Below are 17231 nucleotides of genomic sequence, written 5' to 3'. Positions count from 1 at the left end.
TGCGCTTTCATTTATCTTGCAGGTTAAGTATGGCATTCCCGACAGGAACGCAACATTCGATTATCGTTGTAAGGGGGGGCTTCTCATTCGTTATTGAACTGCGTCGTCGGGAAGACGAATCAGAATGATCGTTCCTCTCCCGGAATTGGACTGTATGGTAATGCCGTATTCTTCGCCGTACATCAGCTTCAGACGGCGATGCACATTTTTGATCCCGACGGACGAGCTGTTTCCCTTCATAATCTCCTCGATCCGCCCGGCGCTTATCCCATTGCCGTTGTCCCGAACCGAAAAACAGCGGTGGTTATCCTCACGCCAGCCGGTAATTCGCAGGACACAGCCGTCCTCCATTTGTTCGAAGCCGTGAACGAAGGCGTTCTCCACGAAAGGCTGCAAGAAGAGCCGAGGTACTTCGCCTTCCAGCAGCTCGGGTTCCATGTAGCAACCGTAATCCAGACGGCCTTCGTAACGGCAAGTCATGATATAGATGTATCCTTCGAGCCATTCCAGTTCCTCACGCAATCTCCCTGTAGACTTGTCGTTCTCTACGGTGTAATGAAGCATCCGGGACAAGGAAGAGACGATCCTGCTGATCTCGTCGCTTCGTTGTTCAATGGCGATGCAGCTGACAAGATTCAGCGTGTTGTAGAGAAAGTGTGGATTCAACTGCATATTCAGGAGGTTGATTTGGGCCTGTTTCTCAAGAAGCTTGACCTCGTAGTTTTCGTGGATAAGCTGCTGGATCTTGTCGTTCATATCGTTGAACCGTCGGATCACATTGTCCAATTCACCGTAGCCATGTACGGGAATCCGGTTTGCGAAATCGCCTCTGCCTGTTTTTCGTATCGCCGTCACCAGTTGAATGAGCGGTTTTGTAATCACCATGGACATGAAATAGGCGAGAATAAGGGAGATCATCAGCACGATGAGTCCCAATCGGGCTATGGTGGTGGCGATATTGCGAGACACTTGCGGGATCAGGTCTTTGTCTCGAATGGCGGATACAAGCGTCCACCCGGTAACTTGCGAAGTATCGTAACTGACGACCATGGGATCGCGGCGCTCCCCTGCACGCAGCGTTCCCGATTTGCCGCTTAATACCTCCGATACCCATGGCGAATTCGTTAAGGATTGGGACGCTTCGTCGTTCGCAAATACGAGACTCCCGTCCGGCGCGATCAGAAAAAAACGAAGATGAGCGTCGTAGGCGAGGCTTTTGTAGAATTCCGTCAGAAAATCAAGCTTGAAGTTGATGAGCAGGACCGGGCGCTCTTTGCCATGCGGCAAACCGGTGATTTCCCCGGTCGAATTATCGAAAAGGTTTAACACTCTTCCACAAGAGAACAAATAACGAAAATCGCCGATATCGGAACCTGCCAACGACTTCTGGTCATACATTTTAATAAAATCGTAGGTAGGCTCCCATACCAATTGTCCTTCTCCTTGACGGATATGCCGATAGACGCTGGAGTCCATAAAGGACTCATAGGGAATAAACCCTTCCCCGAAGGTATAATAACTGGTCATGAGCGTTTGCGAATAAACCTGTTCGTCATAGTCAAAATACTTGCCGATAATTCTTTTCAATTCGCGGTCGTACTTCAACAGGTCATTCGGATCTTCCGGATCAATCGTATTGAAGATCCGGTAAATATCCTTGTCTTTGTTCATCAGCTCGCTGTTTTCGACGATTTTTAACAGTTTTTGATCCAGAATGATATTGCTCTGCCGAATGTTTTGATACGCGTCCTTGCTGTATTGACTCACCGCGTTGTCCAGGCTGTAAGTATAGTAGCCGTAGCTCGACAAGGCCAGACTGACCATCAGCAGCACAAAGAGCAACAGAAACAGCTTGGTGCGCAGCTTTATTTTGGCATTGAAACGATAGAGCCTGTCCATCATCGGGCTATTCCCTTCCTCCGCTGAAGACTCTGCATTCCTCCGGGGTCAGCCCGTAATGCTTTTTGAATATTTTATTGAAGTATTTTACGTCCCGGTATCCGACCTCTTGCGCCACCTCATAAATCTTTTTGTCCGAGCCCAGCAAAATTCTGAAAGCGGATTCAATTCGCAAGTCGATTACGTATTCGGTAAAATGCTTTCCTGTGTATTTTTTGAACAGCGTGCTAAAATAAGAAGAATTAAAAAAATATTTTTTGGCCAGCTCCTCGAGCGAGATTTCCTCGCCCAGGTGTTGATGAATGTAAGTCAGGCACCGTTCCATCACAATGTAGTTTTTATTGTCCTTTTGCGCTTGAACGGCCGAGGCCATCTCCTTCAGAAGCTCGCCCCATTGTCTTTTTAATTGAACCAAATCGGAACAGCTAACGGGCTGAACCCGGCTTTTGATTTGCTGAGCCAGACGGCCGATCTCCTCTTCCGGGACAATATTGCGGATGCCGTGCAGCAGTTGAAGAAGATTTCTGCTTACGTAATCGAGCAACAATGCGGGATCCGGATATTGGCCTCCCATCAACCGTTCCGCACCTTCGTCCAAATCGGCATCGTTCAGGGGCTTCAGCCCATGGATTACGGGCTTGAACTCCGCTTCGAAGGAGTAGGTTCCCCTTGGTTCTTCCGTATATCGATTCCGGATGTCGTCAAAGCAGATGATCTTTTCCTCGCACAAGTAAAATCGGCAACGCAAGGCGACTTCCGCGGTAGCGAATGCCGTTTCGGCGGCCGAGAAAATATCGGATTGAGCTTGCCCGATGCCGATCGTCATGGCGATTCCGTATTCCCTCAAGAGGCTGTCCGCCAATCTTCGCAGCTCGCAGCGCCATGAGCCGGAGCAAGATTCGAATTCCGAGGATGCGAAAAAGACGCTCGCTATCGTATCCATAGCACGATGCAAATAAAACGAAACGGAATGACCGTAAGGATTCAGTGTTTCGTTTATCCAGGCACGGATATTCCCCCTGATCTCATTCCAATCTTCCGCCGTATAAGGGACAGAGGCGTTATCCGTAACCGGACGGTTAAACTGCGCCAGAACGACACATCCTTGTCCGCGAGTCTGCAGAAGGCTCGCTACCTCCTCCGATTCGGAACGCGTGCATTCGCCTTTCAACCACTTGTTCATCAAATGATCGCTGTAGTACGGCAATAGGGAATGCAACTGCTCGGCCATTGCCTCCATTTCCCGTTTGCTGCTCCTGTCCAGCCGAATCTCCTCTTCCATTTGCCGCAGGCAATCAAGGATCCTGTCACTTTCAATAGGCTTCAGAATATAGCTGTGGACTCGCAAATCCAGCGCTCTTCGGGCATAGGAAAAATCGCTGTAGCCACTGATAACGACGATTTTGGCGTGCGGATTCTGCGAACAGATGCGTTCGACCAGACTGAGTCCGTCCAACTTGGGCATGCGGATATCGCTGAACACGATGTCCATTGTCCGTCCCTTGCAGAGCTCCAGCGCCTCTTCTCCGTTTTTTGCTTCCAGCACTTCGTATTCCCCGCGATAATCGCGAATGAGATTGGATAATATTTTACGTTGACGAGGTTCGTCGTCGACCACCAGTACACGAAGCACTTGCTCTCATCTCCTATGATGGGGTCCAATTTCTATGCTTTTATGGTAACACGAGAACGAACCTATTTAGGACCGGAGAAGAGAAAATTTTATTGGAATAGGGGGACAATGATTGGCTTCCAATCGTCAGCGGTCTGCAATCAGGGCGGGATCAATGGTAAACTTATTTACGACACGTAACCAAAGCCCAGAATCGTAAACCGCTTGCTCTCGTGACCCGGCGCCATGCGGTTCTGGATCGTATGCTCCTGGGATTCCGGCTCAGCACCGGAATCCTTGAAGACCAGAAGGAGACGCTTGCATCGAACCGTCATCCCGAAATCCCGGTCTCCCGATTCAGTCGTGTGCATCCAGTTATACGAAAAAAAAGGGGTTGCATATGCGTGGTAGTCCATCTCTGCCTTCTACACAACCGTATCCATTTCCCGAAAGGCGCCTTCCTCAATCCGGGCCATGCCCTCCGTGTTCCGACGGTTCAGCAGCCGTGTGTCGATGAAGTCGTTGCCAATAACCGGCAACTTGCCGGTATCGATATCCTCCTCTTCCGATGGAGATTGATCCACAATGTCGAATAGATAGCCAAGACAGTCGGCCATCGTATGTCCCGTGTTCGTCGGATGATAGAGTCAGCTTGAACTGTTCCGCCACGGCATCCTTCACGCTGACCACCGGAAGATCGTAATGCCATCCGACGGGAGCCAACCGATCCTGAAGATTCCAATCGTTCACGAACACGCTGAACAGCAAGATGACGGCTGGTTTGTTCGGAGCGTTCAAGGCGTTTAATACGAGGCTCTCGTAACAATTGCCTCTTGTCTCATCGCCCGCGTCGTTGACGGCAAACTCGACAACCATGCTGCCGGCATTGCTCATTCCCGCCGCATATCGGATACGCATCAAAGAAAGAAGTTTTTACCTTCCTTACCGTTATTGATAGTAATGCCGGAACTGCTGGTACGTTCATGGCAAACGACACTTGCTTTTTGGGCTGTACTTGCTATAGCAGTTGTTCCAATCTGGTTTAGAGTCGTCAGACGGGGATAAACACTCCATTGGATTCAGCAACCATCTCGCAGAGCTCGAAGCTGCCGTAGGGGAATAAGAAGTTCTTGGTTGTTAACCATGCATTTTGGTCTTAAGGCTTTGGCTTTTTATTCTTTAATGGCATGGCTGGCGACTATAATGGAAAGCTTGGGGTATTCACACCTCTATGCGGGAAATACTTACAATATTTGCAATAGTACAAAATACCAAGTGGGTTATTGCTCCAATTCCTGTTGAAGTAGTTCCCTTCCCGTTTACTATGGCTGCTTGCAGCATCTTTCCTGCAAATAGACATGCAATTGCCTCGATTCGACAGTTTGATAATACGCTAGTGATAAAGGTCCGACAAGCGGGAGTTCGGTTGGAATAATGAGAAAAGATCGCCGTTCACCAATCAAGCAGGTATAGGCGATCTTTTATAGAATTAATTAAAACCGCCATTTACGCGAATCGTCTGTCCAGTAATCCGGCGGAACGAATCAACAAGTTCCTCGGATTTGCCATTCAGGAATAACTCGGTCGAAACCTGACCGTTAATTGGTACGCTTTAGTCATTTATAGCCTGATAGATTAACGTCCAAAAATCCAGAGCAATTTTGCTATTTTCAGGAAGTTGCGCACCTCTGAGTTGAATCATGAGCGTTGCCATCAGATCTTCTTTTGGGTCTGCGATCCAGGTTGACCCTAAGGCTCCCGGCCAGAAAAATGAGCCAACACTAGGTCCGATGCCAATTTGTTTGGTCCTGACCGAGACGCCAAACCCGTACCCTTTGTTAGTCCACATGATAGACCCATCATAATCGGTTTCATTAAAAAAGGGATGTGCATGCTGCTCAGCTGTGAGATAATCAGTCGTCATCGCCTCTACTGTCTTACGCGAGAGAAGACGTACCCCATTCAGCTCTCCTTTTCCCAGTAACATCCGTCCAAAACGCTGATAATCATCAGCCGTGGAAATCAAGCCTGCCCCTCCGGATGGAAAGATCGGTGTCTCAACCCAGCCAGTGGTCACCGGATTGTCCACAATAACCAGCCCCCCTTCTGGTCCTGGCGCATAGGCCACAGCCAGTCTGTCTCGTTTTTCTGATGGCACCGTCAAGCTTGTATCCATCATCCCTAGAGGATTGAAAATGCGCTCTTGGAAAAACTCCTCCAGTGATTTCCCAGTAATTCGAGCAATCAAGATACCTAGAACTTCGTGAGCGATATGGTAGAGAAAATGAGTTCCAGGCTCGTAAATCAAAGGCAGCTCACTAAGGCGGTTTATCCAGGAATCAGGATCGAGATCTACGTGTTCAACTCCCAACGGCTTCGCGACTGGCGCGGGCAGCAAGTTCAGTAAGGTTGACATTAGTTGATGATCTCCCCAGCCTATGCCCAGGCGAGAGGTAAGCAAATCGTGCAGCGTGATCGAACGGGATGCGGGAGAGACATCATCGATTGGGCCATTAGGATCTCGCAGCACCATCCGATTGGAAAGTTCCGGGAGCCAGGCGTCAACTGGGTCAAACATTCCAATCTTGCCCTCTTCGACCAGCATTAAGGCAGCGACGGCAGTTACCGGTTTAGTCATCGACATGATACGGAAGAGTGTGTCTCGCTTCATTAGGCTCTGTGCCTCTTTGTCCTGCCAGCCAATCGCATCGACATAGGCTTCCTCGCCATATCTGTGAATAAGGGCGACACTTCCTGCAATTTCACCACGCTCGACATAGCCTTGTAAAACCGTACTTAAACGACGCAGGCGTGATGCCGAAAATCCTGTTTTCTGCATAAGATTACCCACTTTCTTTATTTTGGGATCACTTGCTTTCAGAAATCCCTTTGAACATCAGCAGGGAGTTCCGAATAAATGAGGTGTGATGTATACGTGTATATTATGGAATAAATCGTCTTTACGTAAGAAGGCACTTTAAAGTGGCCTACTCGATTTTAAGTGCTGTTGCCGCTGATAGATAACGTCCATTTGCAGTTGGGAATGCCTATCCGATAGTTGCTGAATATAATGACCGTATCACATAAGCACAGAAGTTCCCTAGGGTGCTCGAATTCCAATTGTGCGTAAGGCATATTCAGCTGTGAGTTGAACAAAGTCATCGTTCGAATCAATAAAGATCAAACCTGCTCCATTGAAAAAAGCAAAATATGCCCAGCCGATCATCTTGGCATCACCCGGATCCAATTCGCCAATAGCTTGGCCTTTCTTAATTAAGGACTCAAGCAAATTTATAAAGCTCTCTCCACAATTCATCACCTTTCGGGTAAGTTCAGGGAATTGCTCTGGGTGACACAACACCTGTTGTATGAGACGCAAAAAAGCTCTTCGCCCAATCACCATTTTTATTTGCTCTTGAAGGGCCATCCTTTGTAGGATGGCCTAGGTTTCTTATGATAGCTCGACGGCAGGCGGCGTGCAGCGGCGTTTGAAAAAAACGAACGCAGGCGACGCATGACGGCTTATCGCGCTTCATCGCGAAGCCGACCAAAGGGAAGAGCCGGAACGCTGCGAACAGCTTCCGGCTCTTGGCTTGCAGCGTACCCCGCTGCGGTTCGTTATGAATCGGTCCCGTCGGACGTATCGTTGGCGTATACGGCGGCAGAATGGTCGTCAAGCAGTGCGCGCCATCGTTGATTGGGACTTCATTTCATGACATGGCCGTGAAGAAGGCCGCGTTCTTCATGAACAGGCTTTCCAGCTTCGCCACGAGCGGACCGTCAAGCTCGGACACCTGTTTGATCGCCAACCATTCCGGATCGCTGCGGAAGCGGTCGTAGTTCAAGTTGCGCGCGTTCATGTCTTCATGCTCGACGAGATAGTACAGCCGATTCTCGCTTTCGTCCCAGTCTTCCCAGAACTGCGTTACGTTCATGCCGTGCTTCGCGAACAAAGCAAGGGTATGGTCCCGGAACCGGTCCTGGATCGCCTTCATCTTGCCCGGGTGAATATAATAAACCCGCAATTCATATAACAAAGTTCTCGCCTCCTCGGTCAAATTCGCAAGTGTAACGGTCGCGGGATCAATTCGATTATCCCTGCAAGCGATGTCGATTATTGCATTACCGTTCTCTGCAACACAAGGCACCCACCGACTAAGGCCGGTATGTGCTTGTGTGTTAGCGAACATACTAGGCGCGGCGTATCAGTCTTCAATCGCCTGATAAACCGTCGTCCAGAAGTCGTGGATCGCTCGCACCGAATCCGCCGTGGACATGCCGACCTGGGCGAGCAGAATGCCGACGAGTCCGTTAGCCGGGTCGGCATACGTCGAGGTGCCCGCCCCGCCATCCCAGCCGAATTGGCCGATCGGGGCGTAGTCGCCGCGGTAGGTGCGCACCGCCATCCCCATGCCCCAGCCGCCGTGCTGTCCTTGGCCGAATGAAACATGGACGTTATTGACAGCCGTCGCGTGCCGGGCCGCTTGCTGCTCAGGCGTGAGACGGTTGGCAGTCATTAGCTCCCAGCCTCTTGAATGCTCTCCTCCAACTGTCCTTCGGGCGTTAACCGAAAGACGATATGACGTATCCAGCGGTCGTCGTCACGCTTCGGGTAATCGACCCGATAATGTCCGCCGCGGCTCTCTTCGCGTCGCAGAGCGGCTTTCGTAGTAAGCAACGCGCACGTAAGCAAATTGGCAAATTCATATTCTTCCTGCTTCGTTAATGCCCCGTCAAAGAACGCGACTTGCCGCTTCAGCTCGTCCAATCCGCGTTGGAGCCCCTTCGCATCGCGCCTTATACCGGCTTCGCGCAGCATGACTTTCTGCAGCTTAAGCCGCTTTTCCACAATCGACTGCCGCGGCGGTTCTTGCCGGTGCGTCGCCACGCGGAGCTGCTGCACCCCCTGGCCAAGCGGCGGCAGCGCTGCGATTCGCTCGATAATGCGGCGCCCGAACACAATCGCCTCCGACAGCGAATTGCTGCCCAGCCGATTCCCCCCGTGCACGCCAGTCGACGACACTTCGCCGCAGGCAAACAACCGTTTCACCGTTGTCTCCCCATACAGATCCGTCTTGACGCCGCCCATCATGTAGTGTGCCGCCGGTGCAACCGGGATCCAGTCCGTGGACAGATCGAGCCCAAATTGCAGACAGAAGTCGTAGATGGTTGGAAAGCGACGCTTGACGAATTCTTCCGATTCATGCGTAATATCAATGTAGACGAACGTCGACTTCGTTGCTTCCATCTCATCGAGAATAGCTCTCGCTACAACATCGCGCGGAGCCAGTTCAAGCTGCTCGTGATATCGGGACATGAAGCGCTCACCCTTCATGTTGCGCAGGATCGCACCCTCGCCGCGCACCGCCTCGGAAATCAAAAAACGCGGCGCACCCGGATAGCACAAGGCGGTCGGATGGAACTGGACGAATTCGACATCGCGAATTTCCGCACCGGCTCTAAGAGCGATCGCGATGCCGTCGCCCGTAGCAATGTCCGGATTCGTCGTATAGCGGAACAGTTGTCCTGCCCCTCCGGAGCAGAGAATCGTGGCGTCCGCCTCCACCGCAACTCTTGTCCCGTCCGGCTTCTGCACAAGCGCACCGCGGCATTCGCCATTCTCGGTCAACAGATCGATCACATAATGGTCATCCCACAGCTCGATGTTCGGGTCTAGCTTCGTCCGTTCCGACAGCGAGCGTACGATCTCCGCCCCCGTCGCGTCCCCATTGGCATGCAGGATACGTCGATGGCTATGGGCCCCTTCTTTCGTTAAGGCCAATTCGCCGTTATCCTCGTCAAATACGGTCCCCATTCCAATCAGGTCGCGGACGCCGTCCGGCCCTTCGTGCACAAGCACGCTAACCGCTGCTTCGTCGCACAAACCCGCCCCGGCAACCAAGGTGTCTTGCCTATGAAACTCCGGCGAGTCTTCATCGGAGATGACCGCCGCGATGCCGCCTTGGGAGTATCGGGTATTGCTATCGAGCAGCGATTTTTTCGTAATCATTACCACCGACTTCGTCTCGCTCGCTTTAATCGCCGTAAACAATCCGGCAATCCCGGCCCCAATGACGATCGCATCCGTCCGGACGCGAGGGAGCTTCTGCACATCGAAATCAACCAAATAGCGTGGGAACATCATTCTTTTGATACTCCGCCGATTTGCCCTTCATCAATGCGATGCGTACGAATGGCATGCCGCATTCCTCCTTCTCGTTTTCCCTTAGTCTTTTCCTCACGCTTACTCGGCGTGTTAGGTATGATTGAATCTTAGCACGATGACGTCTATGCTAAGAATGCAGGCGAGTTCGTACGAAGAGTTCGTGTAAGTTCGTGTTATCGGGAGGAGAATAAATGGCAGGTAATCAAACGGAACGGATATGGCCGGAAGAGATGATTCGCAAACTGCGGCAGAGACCGGGCCCGGCCGGAAGGGCGAAGCTGCGGCAGATCGATCTGTCCAAGCGGATCGGGGTGGAGACAAGGACGATTCAGCAGTGGGAAAATGGCGAACGGCTGCCGAGCGCTCATAATCTGCAATTGCTGATTCAACTTTTTGTCGTTGAACAAAAGTTTCTTCGCGGTTCCGAGCGCGCGGAGGCTCAGTTGCTTTGGGAGACGGTCCGTCGATTCCATGACGACAGGTCAGGAAACAACCGGATGTATCCCCTTTTTGACGAACAATGGTTCGAGGCGATTCTCGCAGCTGCTTCTGCGGGTAGAGAGGCTGACGTTCACTCCGGAATCCGATCGGCAGGTTCGCCGGCACACAGGACCGATGAATCGCCGCGAAGTGCTAACGCACCATATGGAGCAACGAATCTACCAAGCAGAATGTCCTCATTTATCGGCCGCCTCGAACAGGCCGGGGAGATTCGGCAACATCTTGCCGATTCCCCCCTCGTCACGCTCGCGGGTGCCGGGGGAAGTGGCAAGACGCGCCTGGCGTATAAGGTCGCATCGGACGCCCGCCTTTCTTATCCCGACGGCGTGTGGCTGTTCGAGCTCGCTTCGGCGATGGATACGCTCTCGGCGCTGAGAATCATCACGTCGGTATTAGGCGTCAAGGAACAGAAAGGAAGGCCGCTTATCGAGTCCTTGCTCGACCATGTCCGGAACAAATGCATGCTTCTCGTGTTCGACAACTGCGAGCACTTGATCGATTATTGCTCTGCTCTCATCGAGCGGTTGTTGTCGGAATCCCCTAAGGTCTCCATTTTGGCCACCAGCCGGGAGCCGTTGAACATCGGCATGGAGCGCGTATGGAGGATTCCGCCGCTTACGTTCCCCACGGAAAATGAGCTGCGGGATTATGCAGGAGATGACGCCATTCTGTCCTGCGAGTCCGTTCAGCTGTTCATCGAGCGCGCGACCGCCCTATCTCCCACCTTCCGCGTTACGGAAGCGGACGTCAAGATCGTCGGGCGAATCTGCGAACGTCTGGAGGGTATCCCGCTGTCTATCGAGCTGGCTGCCGCCCGGACGGACGTGCTTAGCATCGAACAAATCGACGAACGGCTGTCCGATTTGTTCGCCGTCCTTACAGCCGGGAAGCGAACGGCTGCCCCCCGTCATCAATCGCTTCGAGCCACCCTGGAATGGAGCTTTGCCCTGCTGACAAAGCAAGAGCGGCTGCTGCTGCGGAAGCTGAGTGCTTTTACCGGAGGATTCGAGCTAGACGCGGTCGAACAGATATGCGCGGATGAAGAATCGGACCCCTCACTCGGACGGTTCGATCGTCAGGAAGCCTTAAGCTTGATTGCGGGCCTATTCAATAAATCGTTTCTATCTGTTGATTTGGCTAGTAGCGGACCGAGGCGCAGATATGCGATGCTCGAGACGATTAAACAATTTGGAAGCGAACAATGGGAGAGGCACTGCACGGACGAGGAACGCGAACGGCTGAACAGCCGCTTCGTCGAGCACTACTGTCGGTTCGTCGAGAGAGCGGAACGGGGATTCCGTAGTCGAGACCGGGATGCCGCATTCGTGGCGATTCGGCGGGAATACGCCAACATTCGCTCCGCGCTGAAACTAGCCTGCGATCATCCGCGGGAGGCGGGAGCTGCAATACGAATGACGTCCTGCCTCTATTATTATTGGCTGCATGAAGGGACCTTGCAGGAAGGATCCGCGCAGCTGCATGCGGCTCTGGCGACGCACTGTCAAACTTCCGTTCAAGAACACGCGGTCAAGGCGAAGCATGGTCTGAGCGTGTTGCTGTGGGTCATGGGAGAAGTCGATGCAGCCAACGACTTGGCCAGACAAAGCGCGGATGAAGCCCGGAAGCTCGCACATCCGGCACTCCTGGCATCTCAGCTTCGCATGCTGACTCAGCTGGCATCGCATTCGGGCTTAGCGGACGAAGCGATCCGGCTCGCGGAAGAGAGCGTGCTTCATGCCAGGAATTCAGGAGACGACTGGAGCCTTGCGTCATCCTTAGGTTCTCTGAGTTACATCCTGGTGGCGCAGCAGCAGTGGGAACGGGCGGAACCCTTGCTCGTCGAAAGTGCCGCTCTATTCGAGAAAGCAAAAGACGACTTGGAGTTGTCGGGACCTTTTAGGGCCTTGGGATATATTGCGTTAAACCGGCAGAAGCCCAGAGAAGCGTTGGCACTTTTCAAGAGAGGCATCGCCATCTGCCAAACGTATCCGGGAACGTGGTTCCTCGCGCGAGGGGTCGAGGGGCTTGCAAGCGCGTTGTGCGGGCTGGGAGAATACCGGGCGACCGCTACGCTGATCGGAGTCTCCGAGAAATTACGAGCCAATCTTGGCTCCGCGGCCCAGCCCCAGTTTCAATGGATTTACGAGGAGGCGAAACGAACCTGCAGGCTAGAATGCGGCGATGCGCCGTTTAACGAGGCCATTGCGATTGGAAGAGGAATGACGAGAGAGCAGGCCGTTTCTTTTGCGTTAGAGGTGTAGGGGCATTCCTTGTTGCGCCGTTTGTCGAGCAACGCTTGGTATTTTCTTCTTCGGCGGCAGCGAGTCGCTGTCCGATTTTAATTCAGCCACTCCGAACTTCCAACACCGCAGGTTTTTATAAAGTTGTTCTTCTCAACTTTCGAAAAGCATGATTTTGGCACCTATACAGTTGTACATATGCGATTCCCCCGGCTTTACATTTGCTTGTATACTCTGTCATGGCGGCCTCCGGCGCTTGAGTTCTCTCGCGCATAGCTCGGATTTTACGGCTTGGGTACGGGCGATACGCGCCGGCTTCCGCCTAATCCTCTGCATAATACCGGATGACGAATTCCCGGAAAGCGAGAGCGGCTTTGGACAAATAATGTTGATTCTGCCAAACCAGTTGAAACGTTCCCAGGCATGCCGGGCTTTCGATTTGCAGCAGCACCAAAGGATCCAGGGGAGCTTCGGCACTCTTGTTGCAAGCTCCCACAAATGAGATGCCGATTCCGGCGCGGATCAGGCTCGCCTTGACGGAAGGATCGTTCACCTCGCAGACGATGTTCGGCGTTATTCCGGCCTTCTGGAACAGGGCATCGTCGCGTGCGCGGAATATATGATCCTTCTTATAGCCGATAAAAGACTCTCCGGCGGCTTCGCTCATCGTCACGGAGGAGCGATTCGCCAGCTTATGTCCTGGAGGTACAGCAAGATATACCTCTTCCTTCAAAATCGGCAGTTCACTGATTCTTTGTTTGCCGATGGGCAAGGATGTGAAGCCGTAATCGATCTTCCCCTCCTCCAGCAGACGGACCATTTCTTCGTTCGAAGTATTCGTTAGGAGAAAATTAACCTCCGGACGCTCCTCGCGGAATGCGCCGATCGCGCCGGACAGCCGGTGAAGGATCGGCGAAGCCAATTGCACGCTCCCGTGATCCAGGCCAGCCATATCCATCAGCTCGCTCCTGCCTTCCTCAAGCGCGTTCAAAGCCGTTTCCGCCTTTGCAAGAAACGCCCGCCCAAACGTATTAAGCCGGATTTGCCTCCCCTGCCGATCGAAAAGCGACACCCCCAAACTCTGTTCCAGTCGGGCGATCGTCTTGCTGAGCGCCGGCTGGGCGACCCGAAGCTTCTCTGCCGCTTTTGTCATATGCTCAAGCCGGGCGACGGTTCGGAAATAGTGCAGCTGCAACAGTTCCATTTGGTTATCCTCCATTCATATACTCAACGATATATGGATTATGAAACAGGATATATTATTCAGAATCAATACTCTATTATAGAATAAAGCTAAGCTGCGCGGCAGCCGCATTTTGTCAAATGAAAAAGCGTAATTCGCTCATAGACTCGACAGCTGCAAAAGGAGGGATAACGATGAAAGCGATAGGATTTAATTCCTTCGGTTCACCGGATGTATTGACATGGATGGAATTCGAAACGCCGCAAGCAGGTCCGGGTGAGGTCCGTGTGCGCGTGAAGGCGGCGGGCGTCCAGCCGGCCGATTGCGCCGTCCGTTCCGGCTGGAGATTGCCGGGAATGACCGTTGAGCTCCCCCATATTACGGGGAACGAATTCGCCGGCGTGGTCGACCAGGTCGGGGAAGGGGTGAACGCGTTTGCCGTCGGAGCCGAGGTGCTGGGCTTCCGGTTCCAGCGCTGCTATGCAGAATATGTCATCGCTCCCGCCGATCAAATTGTAACCAAGCCGCGGGGCATGTCCTGGGCTGTCGCCGGAGGACTGTCCGCTTCCGGCCAAACCGCTCTTACGGCTCTGGACGAGCTGCGAATCGGCAGAGGCGATACCGTTCTGATCAATGGCGCTGCGGGTGGCGTCGGCACCGTTGCCGTGCAGCTGGCCGCATACCGCGGCGCAACCGTCATCGGCACGGCCGGGGAAGCGAACCGGGAATACTTGCGGGAGCTCGGCGCCATTCCCGTTGCGTACGGGGAAGGTCTCGCGGAGCGAGTCCGAGCGTTCGCTCCCGGCGGCGTCAGCGCCGCTTTCGATGCGGCGGGAGCAGGCGCCCTGCGCGCAATGGCAGAGCTCGTCGACGATAAGGAACGCATCGGCACCATCGTCGACTACAAGCTGGCGGAGGAACTCGGCGTTCGCGCCATCAGGGGCACTCGCTCCGCGGCCAAGCTGGCGGAGCTGACGAAGCTTTACGCGGCAGGCGAGCTGCGCATTCATATTCGGCACACGCTCCCGCTTGAGGCGGCGGCCGAAGCGCACCGCGAGATCGAGACCGGGCACGGGCGAGGGAAGATTGTCCTTACGGTCGGGCCCGACCAGGACGAATAGCAAGCTCTAAACGGAAATGACGGCGATTCGGAGATTTGCGACGGAACAGACGTTTAATAAGATAAGCTGGCCGATAAGGGACTGGCTTTCTTGACATTTCGGATTCATACATCCCCGTGGCGCTTGAAACAACTCGCCGGCCGAATGCGATAACCGGTTGTTTCCAGTTGAAAAGCATCTTGTGCAAATATTGTCCCCTATCTGAAGGTCGATTGGAGAACTATATATCTTTTATTAGACTGGACTGCCCGGCATCCATAAAAAATTAGTATTAGTCTGACACTCCAAAACGAAACAGCGGCGACTAAGGACTTGAAAAAAAGTCTTAGACTGCCGCTGCTTTTTATTGAGCTATATACTTCGTTAGCTTACATTTTCTTGTGTAACTGTTATCTTCGAAAGTTTTAAATGTATCACTACTTCCCACCCAAAGGTTTTCGACGGCAGGTAAAACAGGAGCTATGGAAAGATCGGCGACCTTAAGATTTTTAGTACCTAAGACATTTAGGAATCCGTCAACGACCCCTTTTCTTGAATACTCCATCCCATTTTACATTGCCCGCCATAATGGAAGAAATTCGAATAAAATCCTCTGACAATATCAAAACTTTATCAGGCTTTAGAAAAAGTGGCCTTCAATTTGCCGGGGGATAGCATTAGCACGGCTGAAATCAAGCCCAATGCTACCGTAATGCCGCCGATCCAACCCAGTTCCGAGAAAGACAACCCACTCACGATGAGCCCGCCAACTACCGCACCTAGAGCAATGCCGATCTGAAAAATAGATGTATTCACGCTTATCGCAGTTTCCGCCGATTCCGGTACAAGCGACATCATGTAGACAAATATAGTCGGAACTGTGGACCAAGCAGATATGCCCCAAACGATGATGCCAGTCACTGCTCCTATTGCCGTTGTAGCAAGGAACGGGAATAAAAGCAACGTTGCGGCATGGATGGCCAACATCGTAAAGAGCGTCTTGTTAACACCCCAGCGATCGGAACCATAACCTCCAAGCCGTACGCCAATCGTTCCGCAAACGCCCATAAGAAGTAAAATTCCACTTATAGCCGTTAAACTGAAATGTGCTGAAGTTTGTAAATATGGAGAAATATACGTATAGCATATGGAGTAGCCAAGAACATTCAGGAAAGTCACAACGAGGCCGCCGATAACTCGAGGATTTCTTAAGATTGTTAACTGTGTTTTTGGTGCGTTTTGGTTTCTGGGGATTTGAGGGAGCATCTTAACCATCAATAGAAGGATCAGGATGTTGGCTAGAGCAAGTGCGCCGAAGATGGCATGCCAACCCCAATGACTCGCGACGAGAACGCCTGCCGGAACGCCGATAACCAAAGAGATCGAAAAACCTGCCTGGACGTTGGCAATTGCCCCGCCTCGTTTTTCAGATTCCACGAGATTCGCGGCTATGGCTAAAGAAACAACGGTGGAAACACCTGCGCTTATGCCTAGCACGATACGGGAGATCATCATGAGGGCGAATATATGTCCACTCAGCATAGCCAATAAATTACCTATCGTTAAGCAGGCTAACGTCGTCAACAGGAGACTCTTTCGGTTCATTTTGGATGTTAGCGCGATTGCAATAGGGGATCCTAGCGCCAACGAAAGCGAAAATACAGTGACGAGTTGGCCTGACACCGCCAATGAAACGTTGAAATTCTCTGCAATTAAATCAACAATCCCTGCAATGACCAACTCCGCAGTTCCTGCGAAAAAAGCGCTCAAAGCCAATAAGTAAATTAAAGGTCTATTATTCATGTCCAGTTCTCTCCTTTATCATAGTTGCGCTGTGTCTTTGCAGGGATTCCCCCGCCCGGACTAAGCCGCCCGGCCGAGGGTCCATGGTTTATTCCTAACAGTTGGGCCGGCAAAATCCTCCTTTTCGAGGGGGATTCGGCGTCCCTCTGGCGACGTTATCGGTTGGCGGCAAGGGCAGAATTGGCTTGAATCACCTTTAGCAGACTGGCGATAACGGACAGATGAATCGCTTCGTGGAGCAAGCTGAAGTTGAACAGCTCGCCCGCGAGGCTGAAGGTGAGCGGCCCCATCTGCAGCGGCGACGGAAACGGCTCGTTCATAACGTCAAGCGGCAAATCGGCCATGTCGTCGAGCTGACGCGACAGCTGTCCGATCAGCTCCTCCTTCGAAGGAGGAGCGTCGATCCAGTCCGACGGCTTCGTTCCGGAGTTGAAGAACGCCGCATACGAGGGCGGCAGAGCCGATTTTTCCGAGAAGCAAAGCGAGCGATACGAGTCCATCCAGAACACGATGTGTCCGATATTCCAGCGAATCGTGTTGTTGAACGCAGCGGGCTGAGTGTCATAAAGCTCTTCCGGAATGGCTTGGGCGTGCTGAAGCACCAACTGGCGGACCGTTTGCGCGGAATGGACGATAATCTGGGACATGTGAACTCCTCCTTTAAGGGGTGACGCTTGGGATGAGTTCAGTATAGGCCCGGCGATCCGTCCGATCGATACCGCGGCGG

General features: G+C 52.5%; 13 protein-coding genes and 3 pseudogenes. 2 read left to right on the top strand and 14 right to left on the bottom strand.

What is annotated here, in order from left to right; translation table 11 throughout:
* Positions 1-90 precede the first annotated feature (90 nt).
* The 10 genes and pseudogenes from H7C18_RS10635 to nadB form a co-directional block, all read right to left on the bottom strand.
* A complete protein-coding gene (locus H7C18_RS10635; RefSeq protein WP_185129031.1) occupies positions 91-1902 on the bottom strand; it encodes a cache domain-containing sensor histidine kinase in 1812 nt (603 codons plus the stop codon).
* 4 nt (positions 1903-1906) lie between these two features.
* Positions 1907-3532: a response regulator gene (locus H7C18_RS10630; RefSeq protein ID WP_185129030.1), complete on the bottom strand. Its 1626-nt coding sequence runs from the start codon at positions 3530-3532 to the stop codon at positions 1907-1909.
* Positions 3533-3699: 167 nt separating this feature from the next.
* On the bottom strand, positions 3700-3846 hold the full coding sequence (locus H7C18_RS35715) for a hypothetical protein (protein WP_185129029.1): 147 nt from the start codon (positions 3844-3846) through the stop codon (positions 3700-3702).
* 90 nt (positions 3847-3936) lie between these two features.
* Positions 3937-4128, bottom strand: coding sequence for a hypothetical protein (locus H7C18_RS35710; RefSeq protein ID WP_185129028.1), 192 nt, complete (start codon positions 4126-4128; stop codon positions 3937-3939).
* 872 nt (positions 4129-5000) lie between these two features.
* Positions 5001-5108 (bottom strand): annotated as a pseudogene (locus tag H7C18_RS35995) (3-ketoacyl-ACP reductase); the annotation flags it as partial.
* 15 nt (positions 5109-5123) lie between these two features.
* Positions 5124-6350 carry a serine hydrolase domain-containing protein gene (locus H7C18_RS10615; RefSeq protein ID WP_185129027.1) on the bottom strand — a complete coding sequence of 409 codons (1227 nt, stop codon included), beginning with the start codon at positions 6348-6350 and terminating at the stop codon, positions 5124-5126.
* A 261-nt stretch (positions 6351-6611) separates the two neighbouring features.
* Positions 6612-6938 carry a hypothetical protein gene (locus tag H7C18_RS10610; RefSeq protein WP_238357627.1) on the bottom strand — a complete coding sequence of 109 codons (327 nt, stop codon included), beginning with the start codon at positions 6936-6938 and terminating at the stop codon, positions 6612-6614.
* 283 nt (positions 6939-7221) lie between these two features.
* Complete coding sequence (locus H7C18_RS10605) at positions 7222-7548, bottom strand: NIPSNAP family protein (protein ID WP_185129025.1); 327 nt, start codon at positions 7546-7548, stop codon at positions 7222-7224.
* Positions 7549-7716: 168 nt separating this feature from the next.
* Positions 7717-8034, bottom strand: a pseudogene (locus tag H7C18_RS10600) (serine hydrolase); the annotation flags it as partial.
* Positions 8028-9653: an L-aspartate oxidase gene (gene nadB, locus H7C18_RS10595; RefSeq protein WP_185129045.1), complete on the bottom strand. Its 1626-nt coding sequence runs from the start codon at positions 9651-9653 to the stop codon at positions 8028-8030. The gene nadB and the pseudogene H7C18_RS10600, both read right to left, overlap by 7 nt.
* Before the next feature lie 215 nt (positions 9654-9868).
* Between nadB and H7C18_RS10590 the strand changes: the two genes are divergently transcribed.
* Entirely contained in the window at positions 9869-12439 is a 2571-nt protein-coding gene (locus tag H7C18_RS10590) for a helix-turn-helix domain-containing protein (RefSeq protein ID WP_185129024.1), read from the top strand.
* Between the two features lie 301 nt (positions 12440-12740).
* Here H7C18_RS10590 and H7C18_RS10585 read toward each other — a convergent pair whose 3' ends face one another.
* Positions 12741-13622, bottom strand: coding sequence for a LysR family transcriptional regulator (locus tag H7C18_RS10585; protein WP_185129023.1), 882 nt, complete (start codon positions 13620-13622; stop codon positions 12741-12743).
* A gap of 173 nt (positions 13623-13795) precedes the next feature.
* Here H7C18_RS10585 and H7C18_RS10580 point away from each other — a divergent pair, with 173 nt between their 5' ends.
* On the top strand, positions 13796-14722 hold the full coding sequence (locus tag H7C18_RS10580; RefSeq protein ID WP_185129022.1) for an NADP-dependent oxidoreductase: 927 nt from the start codon (positions 13796-13798) through the stop codon (positions 14720-14722).
* 445 nt (positions 14723-15167) lie between these two features.
* Here the strand turns inward: H7C18_RS10580 and H7C18_RS35070 are convergent.
* The 3 genes and pseudogenes from H7C18_RS35070 to H7C18_RS10565 form a co-directional block, all read right to left on the bottom strand.
* Positions 15168-15319 (bottom strand): annotated as a pseudogene (locus tag H7C18_RS35070) (GMC oxidoreductase); the annotation flags it as partial.
* 15 nt (positions 15320-15334) lie between these two features.
* Positions 15335-16504, bottom strand: a complete 1170-nt coding sequence (locus H7C18_RS10570) for an MFS transporter (protein WP_185129021.1) — start codon at positions 16502-16504, stop codon at positions 15335-15337.
* A gap of 155 nt (positions 16505-16659) precedes the next feature.
* Positions 16660-17151, bottom strand: coding sequence for a DinB family protein (locus H7C18_RS10565; protein WP_185129020.1), 492 nt, complete (start codon positions 17149-17151; stop codon positions 16660-16662).
* Positions 17152-17231: the final 80 nt, after the last annotated feature.

Source organism: Cohnella zeiphila, from assembly GCF_014212055.1.
Lineage (GTDB): Bacteria > Bacillota > Bacilli > Paenibacillales > Paenibacillaceae > Cohnella > Cohnella zeiphila.
This window is presented reverse-complemented; position numbering and strand designations above follow the sequence as displayed.

What these genes read in the sequence shown, in the direction of transcription:
- H7C18_RS10635 (WP_185129031.1), bottom strand. Translation starts at nt 1,902, where the DNA reads ATGATGGACAGGCTCTATCGTTTCAATGCCAAAATAAAGCTGCGCACC.
- H7C18_RS10615 (WP_185129027.1), bottom strand. Translation starts at nt 6,350, where the DNA reads ATGCAGAAAACAGGATTTTCGGCATCACGCCTGCGTCGTTTAAGTACG.
- H7C18_RS10585 (WP_185129023.1), bottom strand. Translation starts at nt 13,622, where the DNA reads ATGGAACTGTTGCAGCTGCACTATTTCCGAACCGTCGCCCGGCTTGAG.
- H7C18_RS10590 (WP_185129024.1), top strand. Translation starts at nt 9,869, where the DNA reads ATGGCAGGTAATCAAACGGAACGGATATGGCCGGAAGAGATGATTCGC.
- H7C18_RS10565 (WP_185129020.1), bottom strand. Translation starts at nt 17,151, where the DNA reads ATGTCCCAGATTATCGTCCATTCCGCGCAAACGGTCCGCCAGTTGGTG.
- H7C18_RS10570 (WP_185129021.1), bottom strand. Translation starts at nt 16,504, where the DNA reads ATGAATAATAGACCTTTAATTTACTTATTGGCTTTGAGCGCTTTTTTC.
- H7C18_RS10610 (WP_238357627.1), bottom strand. Translation starts at nt 6,938, where the DNA reads ATGGCCCTTCAAGAGCAAATAAAAATGGTGATTGGGCGAAGAGCTTTT.
- H7C18_RS35710 (WP_185129028.1), bottom strand. Translation starts at nt 4,128, where the DNA reads ATGGCCGACTGTCTTGGCTATCTATTCGACATTGTGGATCAATCTCCA.
- nadB (WP_185129045.1), bottom strand. Translation starts at nt 9,653, where the DNA reads ATGTTCCCACGCTATTTGGTTGATTTCGATGTGCAGAAGCTCCCTCGC.
- H7C18_RS35715 (WP_185129029.1), bottom strand. Translation starts at nt 3,846, where the DNA reads ATGACGGTTCGATGCAAGCGTCTCCTTCTGGTCTTCAAGGATTCCGGT.
- H7C18_RS10580 (WP_185129022.1), top strand. Translation starts at nt 13,796, where the DNA reads ATGAAAGCGATAGGATTTAATTCCTTCGGTTCACCGGATGTATTGACA.